Genomic DNA, 17423 nt, shown 5'->3' with positions numbered 1-17423 from the left:
AAAAAACGTTACCCTCGAGAAAGCTCATCCGAAGGCAACGAAAAGACTATCCAGCTTTTCTCTTTCATTCCCCCGAATCCACCTTCACAATGCTGTAAGCATCCACAACCGACTGATCGGCGGTTTTATAGGTTGTGAAAGTTAGGGAATCGTCGGTCACTTCGACATTCATAAAAGTCGGTTCCTCCAACTGCAGCGCAACGGCGGCATAGCGTTCATAGACGGAGAAATCCTGCATGTCGTAATATTTGGAGTCAGAAGCTGAGTTACCGGTCAAATACAGTGTGCCTTCCGGATCGACAGCGGCGCCTGCCTCATCGTAGGCGATTTCCTCAACGACCGCATCGCCTTTCATCTGATAGGTTCGCACATAGACATGGTCATGCCCCATCAAAGCCACATCGATATCAAGTTCATCGAAGACCGGTACCAATCCGTCCCGGAAAGCCAACACATCCTCATCGCGCGCATGATCGGCACTGCTGTAGATGGATTTATGCATCAGCACAATTCGATGCGTAGCCTCCGGATTTTCCGCTACAGCCAATTCCATTGCTTCCCGATGCTCTTCGATATTGTTTCTTTGGGTGTTCAAGGCGATAAACAGCGTGTTCCCATAGGTAAAATAAAAGTCACTGCCGGCATCATCCGCGCCCAGCCCCGTCTCGTTGGGCGGATTGAAATAATCGGCAAAAGGCGTGTAATCATGGTTGCCGATTAGGGTCATGATCGGATAGAAGGTCAGTTCTTCCGGAAAGAAGTAGCCGTCATATTGGTTCAAATTGTTGGCGATATTCACCTGATCACCCGCCGATACAAGGAAATCCGTATCAGGAAACATCTCCGTCGCAACCGTCACTGTCTTGTCCCATCCATCCGCATCGATCTGCGTGCCGTCGCCGGCCCCAATCTGCGGATCGCCGAAGAAAAGTAAATTGAATGCCCCGTCCCAAGCTTCTTGGGTCCGAAAAGAGTAGGATTCCGACCAGGCTCGATAGCCGTCCCCGAAGCGGTAGGTGTAGAATTGGTTTGGTTCCAGACCGGAAACGGACGCTTCGTGCGTAGAATAACCGCTCTGCGTATCCGCAACCGTCGCTTCAAAAATTTCAGTCGATAGAACATTGCCTTCCTCATCCAACAAACGCAACTCAACGAAACCTTCTTTGTTCGTTTTCGGAGTATGCCAGCTGAATGTCCGCTCCGTTTCGTCTGAACCGGGGGAAAAAGCAATATAGAATGCGTCCAATTTTGTCGGATCTTTAGTGGCTGAAGCCGAATCTCCGACTATGGTTTCTGTAGTCGATTCATTCGTACAGCCGGTTGCAAAAACCGTCAAAAGCAACGTTGCAAACAGGATCTTAGTCCTGTATTTTCTGTTTAACATCATTGATCCCCTCCAAAACGTCATAGGGCCATTGACAATAAGTTGATTTGCTTCCATTATACAATGCTAAGCCTTAATCAGCATTGTCGATGCTTGCACTGCCGTACGTCACCTATACCTGGTCGTTCGGATTTCTGAAGAAAAAACGCTTCAACTCCTGATAAGGCTAAAGAAACTGCCCATCCCAATCGTTTAGCTGGAAGATTTGGACGACAGATTACCTGCGGAGGGCGCGCTGAAAATGCTCCTCCGGCGAGAGTTCCCCCACCGGAGGACAGCGGTACCTTGCAGGTTCTTCTCCGGCAAGCCTATTCTAATCGGAGCACAGACTTATAATGTGAAGCATCCTCCGGCGTAGCCTTCGTTCGCCGGAGGACAAACCTCATTGTTGTTGACGTATCACCCGAAGCAAGTAGTATAATGATAATGCATACGCTTCACAATTCAGGAGGATTCCATATGAAAAAAACCTTATACTTGATGCGCCATGGCCAGACGCTTTTCAATGTCCGCAGAAAAATCCAGGGCGCCTGCGATTCGCCTCTGACGGAGCTCGGCATCCAGCAAGCCGGAATCGCCAGTGCCTACTTTGATGATATCGATCTCGACCACGCCTACAGCTCCACTGCCGAGCGCGCCAGTGATACACTGGAAATCGTGACGAACGAATTGATGCCCTATAAACGCCTGAAAGGACTGAAGGAGATGCATTTCGGCACTTTTGAAGGCGAGAGCGAAGATCTCAATCCCAAAGACAAGAGCACTTTTTTTGTGCAGTACGGCGGCGAATCCGGCGACCAGGTAATGGAACGGATGGTCCGTACTTGCACCGAAATCATGGAACAGGATGATCATCAAAACGTACTCGCCGTTTCCCATGCCGGCGCCTGCATCCACTTCCTGCGCGCATGGCAGGATCCGCATGAAGTAGTGAAGAACGGCATCACCAACTGTTGCGTCTTCAAGTACGAGTATGACGTAGAAGCGAAAACTTTTGCGCTGTTGGAAGTCGAACGGCATGGGTTTTAAGGTTCCTTGAAAACAAATCTGGATAAAAAAGAAAAGTTAAGGAAATGCCTCGAAATAACGAGGCTTCCCTTAACTTTTTTGCGCTTTTCCCACATTTAATTGGTTACCTGAGAAGCCGAAACGATGAGTAATTTTCTCTTATTCATCTTCCCCCCCAGGATCTTGCCAGCACACTTCCTAATCCCACTTGGTTTTATCCTGCAAATCGAAACTGAAGCGTTTCAGCAGCCAGGCGTCCGCCAGGTCGATCCATTTGGCGGCATTTTGGTCTATCAACGTTTTAGCGTTGGCTGTAGCCTGCGTGGCAAGGCTCAATCCATGCGGACCTTCTTCAAATACGTGCATCTCAAACGGGATATCGCGCTCCGAAAGAGCCATCCCCATCCGTAACGTGTGCCCGACCGGAACAAGTGCGTCGGATGCGGTGGCCCACAGGAACATAGGCGGTGTTTTTTCGGTCACCAACAACGCCGGGCTCACTTCCTTCAGCGTTTTATCGCTAGGGGTCGCTTCTCCCAGCAGCGACGTTACGGAGGCATCAAACAGAAGGGTGCCCATTTCATCCTTTTCGGTCGCTTTCATGAACAGATAATCGCTCAACGTATAGCCCAAAATCGTAGCAGCGGGACGAAGTTTTTCTTCCGACACTTGGTAATGATCGGTCAGAATCGGTTTGTCCCAATAGACCGAATACATCGCGGCATTGTGCGCACCAGCCGAAAAGCCGCACAAAGCGATCCGATCCATATCCACCAACCATGCTTCGCTGTTCTTATGGATCGTCAGCATAGCTTTGCCGATGTCCCGGATCGCTGCCGGAAAGACCGTATGCTCGCGCCTTTCAACTCCTTCGAAAATGGATTCGTAAGGTTCGTGCTTATCCAAGTAAACAGAATAGCGCAGCACAAAAGCATGATAGCCCATCGCCGCAAACCGCATCGCCACGGGCTCAGCTTCCCGATCCGAACAGGAAAGATAGGCGCCGCCAGGGCAGATCAGTACGGCCGGACGCGTTGCGCCGTCCAATAATTCAGGCGAATCCTGCAGTACATAAGTCGTCAGCGTGACGTCTTCCCGTTCCGGATACAATTTTATCGTTTCAACAATCATATTTTTGCCTCCTTGTACTTTTTGCTTTTCCCAGTTTTTCCACAAAACGGCGAGCTAGCGATCGGTCACCCATACGTGTGTGTTTAGCCCTCGTAAAAAAATGAAGTTTCGCCGTATCGGTGTGATTTCGCTATCCAAACAAACTGATACCGCTTCCACATATCCGCTCCTTTCAGCCATATTCCTTCCCTAAGCTGAAATATATATCAAAGCTTACGCAAGAAAAAGGAACCTGTCAACAGATACCTTTGACCATCAATTATTTTACAGCCAGTTGTTCAATCAGCCTATCAAATTATCCAAACTAAAAGAGGGGGCTGATTCCCCCATCACTTCAACTTTTTACTTGCTCACCAAATTTTTCTTGCTCCACTCGCCCATACTCTGCAGTATCGGAATAAAGCTCTCTCCCAATGGCGTCAAGGAATACTCTACTTTAGGTGGAACTTCCTTATAGACTTCCCGGTGAACCATCTGGTCTTCTTCCAATTCCCGCAATTGCCTTGTCAATATCCCTTTCGAAATATTCGGCAACAACCGTTGAAGCTCATTAAACCTTCTCGTCTGCGTGCTCAGATTCCACAGGATGATGATTTTCCATTTGCCCGCAATGATGTCTTGCGTTTGCGTGATGGGACAAACCGTCGCCTCCAATTGTTCATCTGCGGGGTCGCCGAACCAACTTCTTGCCATAATAAACGCCTCTCTTCCACAATGGTACTGTTTTTATGACTAGGTCATAAAAAAGTGCCTACTTTCAAAAATCTGTCTATTGCTATACTATTAGTTTACATTAAATAAGTAAACAAAAGAATTGGAGAAATGCCATATGAAATTATTAGTAACGGGAGCAACAGGAAAATTCGGCTCGAAGGTTGTAGAAACGCTGTTGAAGACTGTACCGGCAAGTCAACTGGCTGTCAGTGTTCGTAACCCAGAGAAAGCGGAAGCGTTAAGGGCTCGTGGCGTGGAAGTCCGCCAAGGGGATTTTGATCACCCGGAAACACTGGATGCTGCTTTTGCAGGCGTTGATCGTTTATTGCTTGTTTCCGCGGATGGGGATAATGAAACAAGAATTCGCCAGCACGCCAATGCAGTGGCTGCGGCAGAGCACGCCAGAGTCGGTTTCATCGCATACACCAGTTTAGCGAATGCAAAAGAAAGCAAAAACTTATTCGCCCCAACGCATCAGGCCACAGAAGAAGCAATTCTGAAAACTGGGATTCCCTACTCCTTCTTGCGCAACAACTGGTACTTGGAGAATGAAATTTCAGGAATTCAAGGTGTCCTGGCAGGAGCTCCATGGGTCACATCAGCAGAAAACGGCAAGGTGGGCTGGGCTCTTCAGCAAGATTATGCAGAGGCTGCGGCTGCTGTACTTTCCGGTAAAGGGCACGAAAATACAATCTACGAGCTTTCTGGCAAAGTATTGACTCAGGAAGAAATAGCAGCCGCCCTCGGAAGTGTATTGGGCAAAGAAATAACTGTCCAACAGGTTGATGACGCTACTTATGCTGATATTATGCAGGCTGCTGGGGTGCCGGATTTCGTCATCCCTATCCTTGTTGAAATCCAAAGAAGCATTCGAGTTGGCTCCCTGGATGTTGAGAGCAATGATTTCGAAAAACTCCTTGGCCGTCCAGCAACCCCGATCAATGAGGGTTTGAGCCAAATCGTAAATGGCATTACGCAAAATTAATTATTGCATTGAACCGTAAAAATGAGGTCCTTTATTCCCAGTGATTGACTGGAAATAAAGGGCCTCATTGCTTTTTAAAATAGAGTCTTCGGTAGCGTACTCATCCGACAATGATATTGCCTGTTATGCAACCCGATAGATTTCCGCCCCAAACGGAAACAATGCCAGCTTGGCGTGTTTGAAGTGCTGCAGCCCGAACGGAATGCCTACGATAGTCAGACAGAAGACGATGCCCAGGATGACTTCCTCAGCAGCCAATGCCAAGCCGCCCAACAGCATCCAGATTATATTCAACACTAAAGACGTGCCGCTTTCGCTGATGCGGATTTCCCTACCGAACGGCACAGCCGCCATCACCGCGAACTTGAAGCATTGCATACCGATTGGGATCCCGACTATCGTTAGGCACCACAAAACACCGATCACAACCCAGGAAATGAAGCTGATGAAACCACCCAACACAAACCAAATCAGATTCATTAAGAAATTCATGGCCTTTCCCCTCTCTTTCCCTTACATTATAATCCCTGTTGCGTACAAAGGCATCAGACTAAGTACTGAATTTTCCGCCTGAAATCATAAACTCAACGAAAACAGTACCACCTGCAGATTTTGAAAAAGTCAGTGCAATAAAAAAAATCCAATCAGCAACTTTTTGAATAAGCTGCCGATTGAACTTTTTACGGATGTTTAATTTTATTTTTCAAAGCCTGCTCTGACTTAATTGAATAACTGACGCAATATTCTGTGTTGTTTTTCTTATATTCTCATATCCCATCTCCAACGCTGTCTCTAATGAAGTGAGCTCAGAAAGAATGCTGAATACTGCCGTCACTCCATGTTCATAGACTGTCTCGTAATTACCAGTCAAGCTTCCTGCAATAGCGATGACTGGGACTTGATATTTTTGAGCAATTTTAGCTACACAAATGGGTGTTTTCCCATAAATCGTTTGGTGGTTTATTCCGCCTTCACCCGTTATCACCAAATCGGCATCACAAATCTTTTCTGCTAAACCGACCAATTCGCTTACCAACTCGCCGCCATTTTGCAGCTTAGCGTCTAAAAAGGCCATCAAAGCACCACCTAAACCGCCAGCTGCTCCTGCCCCAGCAACAAACTCAATGTCCTTATTCAGATACTGGCGAATCAAACTGGCAAAATATGCCAGATTTTTATCGAGTTGTTCTACTTGCTCAGCCGTTCCGCCTTTTTGAAACCCGTAAATATAAGAAGCGCCTTTAGGTCCGGTAAAAGGATTATCCACATCACAAGCTACTTTGATTTCAACTTCTTTTAATTTGGGATTTAATTCGGAAAGATCGATCGAAACTAAATCAGCCAAGCCGACTCCACCAGGAACGATTTGTTGCCCTTCTTTATCCAAGAGTTTACCGCCCAGGCACTGAATCATTCCAGCACCACCATCATTGGTCGCACTGCCTCCTATGCCAATCAAAATTTCCTTTACCCCTTTGTTTATAGCATCTTGAATCAATTCCCCGGTACCCCATGTGGATGTGATCAACGGATTTCGCTCTGAAGGGCTAACCAAGTCCAAACCTGAAGCTGCCGCCATTTCAATAATGGCTAATTTCCCATCTCCTGAAATGCCGTAAAATCCTTCTACCAATTCTCCTAATGGGCCATGAACAGTGAGCGTCTGAATTTTACCATTTGTTGTATCGACCAAAGACTGTACCGTTCCTTCGCCTCCATCGGCCATCGGAACTTTTAAGTATTCGGCATCAGGAAATACCTTTTTAAATCCTTCTTCAATAGCATTAGCTGCTTCTAATGCTGTCAAACTTTCTTTAAATGAGTCTGGTGCGATAACAATTTTCATGTAATCAGTCACTCTCCTTTATCTTTCTCCAAATCGTTTTCGTCTCAGTGAGATACTTCGCTTTACTTATTGATGAATGGCCATCTTTTTCATCTCATCAACCAAATAAGTTAAATACTCCAAAAATAAGTGTAGAAATCACAGTAATGATCAACCCTATAAGAGACTCATAAGAAATTAATCTTAGTCTTTCTCTAAAATCCATCGTGACACTTCCCGCAGTTGCATGGAAGAAACTCCCGTGCGGCAAATGATCCAATACAGTAGCTCCCGCATGAACCATAGCTGCTCCTCCGATGTTACTGATACCAGCTTTTAAAAGTGTTTGACTAAAGACACTACTTGCTACGGCAGCTCCCGATGTAGTAGATGCTGTTGCAGCTGACATGAATATCCCTGAAATTGGAGCCAGCATATAGGCAGGCAAGCCCATTGTTTCAATCCCGCTGATCAGTACCTCACCCAACGCCGAATTACTGATTATTCCGGCCAGTGTCCCCGTCCCTAACAATAATACAGCTACTCCAGACATCTTATTTAATCCCGAAATAGTATAAGCTGTGATTGAGGAAAATTTTCCCATCACAACTATTCCGGCTATTCCTCCGACTGGCAATGCAATCATTGGGTCAATTGCAATACCGGCAATCGGCCTTAATGACAACAGAACAATCGCTACCAAAGGCGCCACAATCGCTTTCCCAAAAGAAGGAACTGACTGCGTTTCTTCCGATAATTCTTTTTCGGAAATGGAACTTCCTTTCAACACTAAACGTTTAGCGATAAAATAAGTGGCAACCACTGCGAAAACAGCAGGAATGACTCCCGCCAACATAACATTTGTTAAAGGTACACCAAAAGCTTCGGATACTGCTATCGTATTTGGATTTGGCGAAATAATATTCCCAGCCTTGCCTCCGCCAATCATTGCTAATAAAATAGCCGTTCTTGACATGTTTGTTTTATAGGCTATCGCCATTGCAATAGGAGCAACAGTAATAACTGCTATGTCAATAAACACACCTACTGCCGTAAGCAACATCGTTGCTAAAGCTAAGGCAAACAGAGCTTTTGAATGACCTAATTTTTTTATGATTGTTTGGGCAATAGATGAAGCTGCACCTGACTCTATTAGTATTCCTGCCAGAACACCAGCAGATAGTATTCTTAGAACTGCAGTGACAATTCCTTGCGCTCCTTGATTCATCAAACTGACGGTTTCTACCAAAGTAGCACCGCCTAATAACCCTCCGATCAGCGCTCCGCTAAATAATGCATATACCGGTGGAACTTTTTTAAAAATCAAAAAAATAGCTACTATCAAGCCCACTATTGCTCCTAAAGCACTTACTTGCACATCCATTAATAATTCCTCCCCAAATTTCAATACACAAATTGTAACCGTTTCACTTTCCGGAAGCATTAGCATACAGCACAAATGAGAAGCGCTCCCAAATGAATTTATTGTGCAATTTTCCATTTTTTGTATCTAATCTAATTTATCAACAATCAATGACAGATATAATTCAAATAAATCAGAATAAAAAAAAGGATTTTTTCCTGTAATCTCATGAATTTTACTCAATCGGTATTGGACAGTATTACGATGGACATACAATTCAGCAGCCGTCTGCTTGCTGTTACCACTATTTTTTATATAGGAATCCAATGTATTTTGTAATTCTAGGTTCTTATCATTCAGTTTCAGCTTATCATAACCCCGGAAAATAGAATTTTCCTTTATAGTAGGGATCATCTTTGATAAAAGTACATATATAGAAACATCTCGAAACTGAAAAATTCTTTGGGTGACTTTTAATTTTTCTCCAACAACTAGAGCGTCTTTTGCTTCTTCGTATGATTTCCACCATTCTTTATGCTCACTATAAAAACTGCCAATGGAAATTGATATTTCCAATCCCAATCTGTCTAACTTCGTTAACCAAATTTTTAAAACTTGCAATGTTTTTTCTTCATTCCAAATCCCGTCATTGAGACTTACTTTTTTTAGTATCACCATTTCTCCTGTGAACAGGGTGGTATATAAATCGTGTTCTTCAATTAATTCCTTCAGCATATCTGTTAAGCGGCTTAATAATCTCAATTCATCGGTATTGCCTTTGATTACAATAGCCACCCTTGGTTCATTCAAGTTTAACTGTAATATTTTGATTTTTTTATAGAACAGGGTGTCATATTTATACCCTTTATTTATCAATTGTGTGATAACTTCTCGGTTGATGCGTTCATCAAGTTGAAGTTCTTTCTCAAGAATCGATTGTTCAATAATCATTTCAGCTGTCATTTTCACTAACTCGCCATAGCCTCTAATTTCATCTAATTTTCCTGTAATCCCTACTACACCTACAATTTCATCCCCTATTACAATCGGTAAATTCAGACCTTCCTTTACGCCTCCCCATAGAAGAGCATCTTCTGATTTTACCTCTATGGATTGCTTTTTGCGGATAACTTCAACCGCCACTTCATGTTTCATGGATATTCTTTTCGGGTCCCCAGATCCTATGATTTTACCTTCGTTATCCATAACATTCACATTATACGGAAGTATTTTCATCGTGCGATTTACGATATTTTGAGAAATTTCTGATGTTAAAGTTGCATGCATATTTCCACTCCCTCTCAATTCTCTTCGACAACGCATGTTTATATACACCACTTTACAACTTTTCACGCTCATCGGGGCATAAACATACAAGCCACCCGTTGCCAATTGACCTTGTTCATTCATCAGACTAAGTACTGAATTTAACTGCGTTAATAATTGTTTCGTTGTGACTCAATTATACCCGACCGAAAAGGTTCATGCTTTTTTGCGCTTACAGATACTACAGCAGCAAGGCTTTGAGATCGTTTTTTATGCGAGAAGTTTCAACTGTTTATTTCCAAACTAAAAAAAAATCCCCATAACCGCGTATACAACGCGACTTATGGGGATATTTCGTTTTAAATTTATCAAGGTCAGTCAGCCAAGACAATATTACTAGATACTAATAAGACAATCCTGGGTTGAAGAATCCAACCAAAACGCCGACAAAGGCAACGACTACCAAGATCAACATGACTTTGATCGGTGACATATTCTTTTTGGACAGCAAATACCAGCAGCCTACTACAAAGGAAGCCGTCAATAATCCCGGGTATACGGAATCGAATTTGTCTTGCAGCGTCAAAATGCTGTTTCCGTCTGATCCAATCAACGCGAACGATGTTTTGACACTTACCCAAGTAGCTGCAACCGCCCCGATGACCATTCCGCCTAATAAAGTGATCGATTCACGTAACGCCAACCCTTGTGGTCCTACTAAGAAATCAACAGCTTTACCGCCTAGTTCATAGCCTTTGAAGTAAAGGAATTTCATCCCGAAGTAGGCAATCAGGTTCCACACGATCATGTAGAAAATTGCGCCTAAGGGTGAGCCATCCGTAGATAAGCCCAGTGCGATACCAAGTAAAATCGGAATCAGCGTTCCAACGATCAGGGAGTCACCGATACCCGCCAAAGGTCCCATCAAACCGGCACGCAAACCATTGATCGTTTCATCATCGACATCCGCTGCCCCGTTGGCACGAGCGACTTCCAACCCAGCTGTAATACCGACTACGACTGTACCGATTTGTGGTTCCGTATTGAAGAAGGCAGTATAGGTCTTCATCGATTTTGCTTGATCTTCTTTTTCATCATAGAGTTCTTCAACGATCGGCAGCATCGAACATAGATAGCCAAATGTTTGCATATGTTCTTGGGAGAAACAGGTCAAGTTTCCGTAATACCAATTGTGGAAAGATTTCGTTAATGTTTTTTTGCTTAATTCCTTAGCCATCATCTTAAATGTCCTCCTCTTCATCGCCGCTTACTGAAACCACTCTTTGCAATGACAGCAGTTTGATGCGATAGTTGATTAATGCAAACATAGCCGCAACCACTGTCGCTGAAACCAAGTTGATCCCTAATGAAGCAGCCAACGTAAAGCCAAAGAAGAAGGGAATGAAGTCTACTGCTTTGGTAACGATTTGTTTCAACAGAATCGCAATCCCGACGCAAGGAAGCAAGGATCCGACTGTGAATAAAGTTTTCATTGCCAAGCCGTCCATCGGTAAGGTTTCTTTGATCAACTCAACAACATCGGCTCCCAATTTACACATGATCAAGGTTGGGATAAAGGAGAAGAAGAAATGGGAAATCCAAGGCAAGCCCATATTGACTGCATATAGCTTACGGAATTCGCCTTTTTCCACCGCTTTCCAACCGATGTGTTGCCATGCCAAGTTAGCTGTTGCAGTTCCGTAAAATAATACGGTACCCAAAGTCCCGACCATCGTACCGAATGATGTAGCCAATGCTGCACCTTCCACGCTAAGAGCCGCCAAGCCATAGCTTTTTAGAGCGACCATCGCAAGCGGGATACCGATATAACTGACCGCGCGAACGTCAGCTGAGACCGTTCCACCAGGAGTGACCAATGCGATGTACACGATTTGCATTGCAGCACCGACTAAAATACCCGTTTGGATATCGCCTAAGATAATGCCTGATACTAAACCACCGATTAAAGGACGACCTAATGTATAATTTCCGAATGATGTACCACCTAAGCCAGGCATACTTGATAAGCAGGCGAACAGCCCTAGCATAGCTGCTTGAATCCAACTGATTGTCATGATTGCTTCTCCCCTTTTGTTTTATTATTTAAAACCGAATTTGCTTCTGAAGTTTTCCCAGCTTCCGATCGAAACATCAGGCAACAAGGCAAACTTAATTTTGTAACCAGCTTGATGCATCTCTTCAAAGGCTTCTGCTTCTGCTTGTGTGATCGATTGGTTATTCCCTAATTTCGTAGCACCTTCACGGTCATTGCACGGACCTACGATTACAGTGTCGATTCCGGGTTTGAATTTTTGATCCACCAAAATCTTTTTCATGTCCAAAGGATCTTTGGTGATCAGGAAATAGCGATCTTTGCTGTCCAATACTTTTTGATTTTTTTGTTGCCATTCCTCATTGGTCCAAATGAACGTTTTTAAACCGCTGGCACTCTTATAGGCCGCTTTTAGAACGTCACTCTGAGCCGCCTTATCATTCACAGCGACTAACCCGTCACAAGGGTACTCTTTTGCCCAACGCGTACATGTTTGCCCGTGGATCATCCGATCATCAATCCGAATAAATGATACTGTCATTTCTCTTTCCTCCTCTAAATTTCGTCGTCTTCTTCTGGTTGTTCTAATTTGAATTCCTGCAAAGCTGCTTTCGCTTCGGATACGACCGTAGCAGTAAAAGTTTCTCCATCCAAGCTGTCTTTCATCAAAACGGAAGTTAAAGCCAATGGCAAGTTCATGCCGCCGATAGTGATCGTGTTGGCAAGTTTGCCTATGTCCGCTAAAACATTCAATGAAGTTGTCAAAGGTGAGCCGCCTACAATATCAGCAAGCAAGATGATTTCATCATCCCCAGTCACAGCTTGAATGCCTTCCTTGAACATCAAAGCAAACTCATCCGCTGTTTTCCCGTCAGGCAATCCAACTGCGATCACATCATCCCGTTTTCCAGCCAGCATATCCAACGATGTCTTTAAGCCTGTCGCAAAATCACCGTGGCTTACCAGAACCACATATTTCAAATTATTTTCCTCCTTCGCGTATATCAATTAGCCTCTAAAGAATACCACCCATCGAAGCGCTTGCATCGTGTCGGGTGTCAACACATTCATGTGACATTTGACACGAAATAATTAAAACTGTTCACTACCGGACTGCGGTTTAGCGGTGGAATTCCCCGCCAAATTGGGTTTGGAGGTCTATCTCGTATTGTCCGCGGACGTTTTTCCCCGCCAACAGGGTTTTGGCGGGCTATCTCGCGTTGCCCTTAGACATTTCCCCCCGCCAAAAGGGTTTTGGCGGGGAATCTCTGCGCATAAATTCAATTCTCATACAAAAAAAAGCCGAATCAAAGCCAGAAAATACCGTTCTGGTTCTGATTCAGCCTCTATTCGTGTTGCAGTATACAGCTGATTACTCGGACTTAACAGACCTCATCCTCCGTGTGACATTTGTCATTCCGATTATTTTAAAAGATTATCGATTTCTTTTTCGATGTCGACCAGCTCATCATCAATTTTATTTTCATTCAATGCATTCGTGATCAGATAATCGCATCTTTCGATGATATTGTTGTACTTTTTGAATTTCGGTTCGATCACCGCATTTTTGATAATAGCATCCAGCACATCTTGTTTTAAGGAATAATTGCTCATGGCATCCTGATCCAGCAGCACTTTGGTGCTGTCGCTGGCCATCACACTCTTCAAAGCGGAAGCCCCTTGAGAATTTTCAAATAATTCCTGTTGAATTTCTTGGTCAATCGTTAAGGTTTCCAGAAACTCAAAAGCTAATTGTTGCTGTGTCGTTTTGGAATTTATCGCGATCAAAGAGGTGGCTATTTGGGAAGTCTTTTGATTAGCAGTTGTCCCCGGCATCGCCAAGCAACTCCATTTGAAAGTAGAATATTTACTGACGCGATAAGGATATGGTTGATAAGTCCGGTATTGCGCAAACGTCAACGGGCAAAAAGCGACATTGCCTTTATCGAAGTCCTCTGACGATACTTGATAGCCCTTATTCAGGTCTTTCAGTTTTTGAATATAGGATAGGGCTTCTCTTACATCGCTTTGATTCAGATTGCTTGAGGCACCCTCCTCATCAAACAAGCTGATGCCATAACCATTTACCGCATCTTGCCATTTAAAACCATAGGAGCCATACTGATCGATCGTGCCATCACCATCCGTATCCTTGGTTACTTGTGCACAGATTTGATAAAATTCTTCGATCGTCCAATTACCCTCAGGTATCGCGATACCTTCCTTTTCCAACAGATCGCGATTGACGCACATCATGGTCGGGTTGATCTCATAGGGTAAGGCATATTGCGTATTTTGGTAACTGCCCGAACTGAGCGCACTTTCATAGAAGATATCAGTACTCACGTTGTTAGCTTTGATCAATTCATCCAACGGCATCAATGCGCCCAATGAAGACAACTTATTGAAATCTTCAGCCAATACCATAAAAACATCCGGTTGCTCCCCGCTGGCGATATTGGAAGCTAACCAGGCTGAATAATCTTGTTTCAAGATGCCGCTCTTATACTCTATGGTTACGTTTGGATGTTCCTTTTCAAATTTTGCGATGGCATCATCAATCACTTTATAACTTTCCGCATTGTAGACATCCCAATTGCTGCCGGTGAACATCCCCAGCGTAATCGTGATTTCCCTGCGAGAGCTGACAAACAGATAAATCATCAACAGACTAAAACCGATTAATGCGAGGACCAACTTTTTCATTTTAGTCATTTTCATTACCGAAATCTTTTGCGGTTTGACCCGTTTGGACTGCCCAAATAGCCAGTTGTGTCCGATCCCTTAAATCCAATTTGGACAAAATGGTGCTGAGGTAATTCCGGACCGTTCCCTCCGATAAGAATAACTTTTGCGATATTTCTTTGTTGGACAGGCCAAATCCCACTTGTTGGATGACCTTCATTTCACGGTTGGAGATATCCGCAACATTTTTGTCATCCACTTGGATCGCATAACTGCTGGTTACCATTTGCGAGAATTTTTTGAATACTTTGGTGGCGATATCCGGGTTGATCATCGCGCCCCCATTCACGACAGTCAGAATAGCCTGATGCAAACCGTCCATGCTGACGCCTTTCAACAGATAACCGCTGGCGCCGTATTTCAAGGCACTGAACACAAACTCATCGTCATCAAAAGTAGTCAGGATAATGATTTTGATGTCAGGGTATTGTTCCTTCACCATCTTCGTGCAGTAGACGCCATCCATTTTGGGCATCCGGATGTCCATCAGAATGACATCCGGTTTGCATTTCTTGATGCTTTCCAGCACTTCAAATCCATCCGCTACGGTAGAGACAACTTCAATACCCGGTTTGGTCGATAAAACAATTTCCAGGGATTGTCTAATCAACTCTTGATCATCGGCAATCATTACTTTAATCATAATTTATTCCCCTTTCGATCGGTATTTCTATGGCAGTTCTAAAACCGTTCTCACCAGAAAATCTGATCGTACCGTTTAAAATCGATACGCGTTCACACATCTGCTTTAACCCATAACCACATTTGATGCTTTCACAGCCCGTACCATTATCTTGGATGATGATGACATATTCATTCTCGTAGACAAACATATTGATTTCAATCTCTGTGGCATGCCCGTGCCGCAAAGAATTGGTGATCGATTCTTGGATCATCCTGAAAATAATGTCCTCTTTGGTATTCTCAATATCAACATTATCCCATTTGTAATATAAATCTATTTTCAGATTGGATACGCCTTCATACTCGGCGATCATTTTGGTCAATCCATCTTTCAGCGTGCTGTCTTCCAAAACGCCCGGGCGCAATTTATACAAGGAACGCCGCACATCTTTGATGCCCATCCTGACAACGTCGCTGACCAGCAACAGTTGCTGTTTCGTTTTTTCCGGATCGATATCAATGATGGCAATGCAGGCATCGACACCCGCCGATATTCCGGTCAGAGCATGGCCCAGCGTATCGTGTATTTCCCTGGAGATTCTTTTCCGTTCGTTATCTTCGCCGATTTTTTCAGTCAGATTGGCATAGTTCTTCAATTCGACATTTACGCGTGAGACCATCGCCAACTGTTCTCCGACCCGTTGTTTTTCTTTTTGTTGGACAAATAAAGAAGTCGCCAGAAAAGAAATGAAGCCAACGATATTCAGCGAAGCAAGGATGTTTCTGAAGAACAAGATCAACGTTCTGGCTCCGCTGGGATAAAAATTGATATAGGTTTCAATCGATGGCATTCTGACAATGAGCGAAAGAATGGCATAATCAGAGATGATCAGCAGTCCAAAGCTGACGACCAACAGTGCGGGCCAATATTTAATTTTCTTTGTATTGTACAAAATATCTGCGAACACCAATAACACGATGCCATTGTAACTGCCGTTCAAAACGATGATCAATGTGATCATCACGATAATTTCCAGATAGATCAGCCAATAAACGATGTAACTGTCTTTCGTGCGGAAGTACATACTCGCCAGTAATACCAAGAACAACAGGATCGCCCCAAAAAAGGTCTTTTCCGGAGCCGGAGGGACATAAGAGAGGTTTTCCAAAAAAGCCGAGGCATACCCATGTGCTTGCAAGTATTTAGTTGAAAGTAAAAAGATGGAGGCATTAAACAATACGATAATAAAATTCAGTAGCAATAAGGAATTATGAATATAAGCTATATGCTTCGTTCCTAAATTTTTCATTATTGCCACCCCGAAATGTCATATTCGCTGATGTTGTTCTTGGTTATTAAGGTAACCGGCACAACAATCGACTTTTCATATTGTTCATAATTAACAATTTTATAGGCTGCTTCAATCGCTTTTGCCCCCATCGTAGTAGGCGATTGCGCTGCAGTTCCTTGGACTTCATCACTGTCAATCAATAGTTTTTTCATATCCGGTGAACCATCCACGCCATAGACCAGTACTTCATGATTGATTTGTTTATCTTTTATTGCCGCCAAAGCACCCAATGCACTGGGGTCATTTAAAGCCATGACAACATCGAAATCGATTTTTTTATCAATGATTTCCATCATGACGGGCATCGCGACTTCCGTTTGGCCCAAACACTCTTCGCTTGCAACAACCGTGTAATTAGCATTATCTTTGATCGTATCCAGAAAACCGTTGATCCGATCAACGGACGATAAAGCAGCGCTGTGTTTTAAAAGCACAATTTTTGCTGAAGCCAGATTGCGCATCATATCCTTGGCACACTGCACGCCCGCATCATAATTATTGGACAAAACAGTCGTATCGGCAATGGTATCGTCATCCAGCTGCGCATCAATGACAATAATCTTGATGCCTTCTTCTTTGGCTTTTTTCAAAGAATCATTCACTTTCGAATAATCAACCGGGTTGATGATCAATACATCAATCCCCATCTCGATCAAGTCATTGATTTGTTCGTTCTGTTTCTCGACATCCAAAGCCGGATCCCGGGTATATAAGATATCGCCACGATCATTGATTTGTTTTTCTATTTCATCTGTTATGGCCTTGTAAAAGCTGTTATTCATGGTCATATAAGTAGCACCAAAAACAATTTTTTCACTGTCATATCTGACGAATTTATAATTATAATAGATGGATGAAACCGCGATGACACAAACAGAGACAATTATAACCATCATTTTGCTTACATTTCGCACCCTATCATCACTCTCCCACCTCACAGTCTATATACTTTTGTCACATATGTAAATTGACA

The 17423-nt window shown here is 43.7% G+C and carries 17 protein-coding genes; 2 read left to right on the top strand and 15 right to left on the bottom strand.

Annotated features, from left to right (window positions below):
• Positions 1–64 precede the first annotated feature (64 nt).
• Positions 65–1387, bottom strand: coding sequence for a purple acid phosphatase family protein (locus tag ACKPCD_RS03255; protein WP_321433984.1), 1323 nt, complete (start codon positions 1385–1387; stop codon positions 65–67).
• Positions 1388–1843: 456 nt separating this feature from the next.
• Here ACKPCD_RS03255 and ACKPCD_RS03250 point away from each other — a divergent pair, with 456 nt between their 5' ends.
• Entirely contained in the window at positions 1844–2413 is a 570-nt protein-coding gene (locus tag ACKPCD_RS03250; protein WP_321433983.1) for a histidine phosphatase family protein, read from the top strand.
• A gap of 177 nt (positions 2414–2590) precedes the next feature.
• Here the strand turns inward: ACKPCD_RS03250 and ACKPCD_RS03245 are convergent, their stop codons facing one another.
• A complete protein-coding gene (locus ACKPCD_RS03245; RefSeq protein WP_321433982.1) occupies positions 2591–3523 on the bottom strand; it encodes an alpha/beta hydrolase in 933 nt (310 codons plus the stop codon).
• Between the two features lie 342 nt (positions 3524–3865).
• The gene (locus ACKPCD_RS03240) at positions 3866–4216 is read right to left on the bottom strand and encodes a winged helix-turn-helix transcriptional regulator (RefSeq protein WP_321433981.1); all 351 of its coding nucleotides are present in this window, start codon (positions 4214–4216) and stop codon (positions 3866–3868) included.
• Between the two features lie 136 nt (positions 4217–4352).
• Between ACKPCD_RS03240 and ACKPCD_RS03235 the strand changes: the two genes are divergently transcribed.
• Positions 4353–5222 carry an SDR family oxidoreductase gene (locus ACKPCD_RS03235; RefSeq protein ID WP_321433980.1) on the top strand — a complete coding sequence of 290 codons (870 nt, stop codon included), beginning with the start codon at positions 4353–4355 and terminating at the stop codon, positions 5220–5222.
• Positions 5223–5345: 123 nt separating this feature from the next.
• Here the strand turns inward: ACKPCD_RS03235 and ACKPCD_RS03230 are convergent, their stop codons facing one another.
• The 12 genes from ACKPCD_RS03230 to ACKPCD_RS03175 form a co-directional block, all read right to left on the bottom strand.
• A complete protein-coding gene (locus ACKPCD_RS03230) occupies positions 5346–5714 on the bottom strand; it encodes a YccF domain-containing protein (RefSeq protein ID WP_272162562.1) in 369 nt (122 codons plus the stop codon).
• Between the two features lie 211 nt (positions 5715–5925).
• A complete protein-coding gene (locus tag ACKPCD_RS03225) occupies positions 5926–7068 on the bottom strand; it encodes a glycerate kinase (RefSeq protein WP_321433979.1) in 1143 nt (380 codons plus the stop codon).
• A 97-nt stretch (positions 7069–7165) separates the two neighbouring features.
• Entirely contained in the window at positions 7166–8431 is a 1266-nt protein-coding gene (locus ACKPCD_RS03220; protein ID WP_272162564.1) for a GntP family permease, read from the bottom strand.
• Between the two features lie 126 nt (positions 8432–8557).
• Positions 8558–9820: a CdaR family transcriptional regulator gene (locus tag ACKPCD_RS03215; RefSeq protein WP_321433978.1), complete on the bottom strand. Its 1263-nt coding sequence runs from the start codon at positions 9818–9820 to the stop codon at positions 8558–8560.
• A 259-nt stretch (positions 9821–10079) separates the two neighbouring features.
• On the bottom strand, positions 10080–10913 hold the full coding sequence (locus ACKPCD_RS03210; RefSeq protein WP_321434532.1) for a PTS system mannose/fructose/sorbose family transporter subunit IID: 834 nt from the start codon (positions 10911–10913) through the stop codon (positions 10080–10082).
• Between the two features lie 4 nt (positions 10914–10917).
• Positions 10918–11751: a PTS mannose/fructose/sorbose/N-acetylgalactosamine transporter subunit IIC gene (locus ACKPCD_RS03205; protein WP_272162566.1), complete on the bottom strand. Its 834-nt coding sequence runs from the start codon at positions 11749–11751 to the stop codon at positions 10918–10920.
• Positions 11752–11775: 24 nt separating this feature from the next.
• A complete protein-coding gene (locus tag ACKPCD_RS03200; protein WP_321433977.1) occupies positions 11776–12270 on the bottom strand; it encodes a PTS sugar transporter subunit IIB in 495 nt (164 codons plus the stop codon).
• Positions 12271–12284: 14 nt separating this feature from the next.
• Positions 12285–12710, bottom strand: coding sequence for a PTS sugar transporter subunit IIA (locus ACKPCD_RS03195; protein ID WP_321433976.1), 426 nt, complete (start codon positions 12708–12710; stop codon positions 12285–12287).
• 441 nt (positions 12711–13151) lie between these two features.
• On the bottom strand, positions 13152–14444 hold the full coding sequence (locus tag ACKPCD_RS03190) for an ABC transporter substrate-binding protein (RefSeq protein WP_321434531.1): 1293 nt from the start codon (positions 14442–14444) through the stop codon (positions 13152–13154).
• Positions 14437–15117, bottom strand: a complete 681-nt coding sequence (locus ACKPCD_RS03185) for a response regulator transcription factor (protein WP_321433975.1) — start codon at positions 15115–15117, stop codon at positions 14437–14439. Before ACKPCD_RS03185 ends, ACKPCD_RS03190 begins: the two co-directional genes overlap by 8 nt.
• The gene (locus ACKPCD_RS03180; RefSeq protein ID WP_321433974.1) at positions 15110–16408 is read right to left on the bottom strand and encodes a sensor histidine kinase; all 1299 of its coding nucleotides are present in this window, start codon (positions 16406–16408) and stop codon (positions 15110–15112) included. The genes ACKPCD_RS03185 and ACKPCD_RS03180 overlap by 8 nt, the downstream gene beginning before the upstream one ends.
• On the bottom strand, positions 16408–17238 hold the full coding sequence (locus ACKPCD_RS03175) for a sugar ABC transporter substrate-binding protein (protein WP_321433973.1): 831 nt from the start codon (positions 17236–17238) through the stop codon (positions 16408–16410). Before ACKPCD_RS03175 ends, ACKPCD_RS03180 begins: the two co-directional genes overlap by 1 nt.
• Positions 17239–17423 lie beyond the last annotated feature (185 nt).

Source organism: Trichococcus flocculiformis (assembly GCF_963662535.1).
Classification (GTDB): domain Bacteria; phylum Bacillota; class Bacilli; order Lactobacillales; family Aerococcaceae; genus Trichococcus; species Trichococcus flocculiformis.
This window is presented reverse-complemented; position numbering and strand designations above follow the sequence as displayed.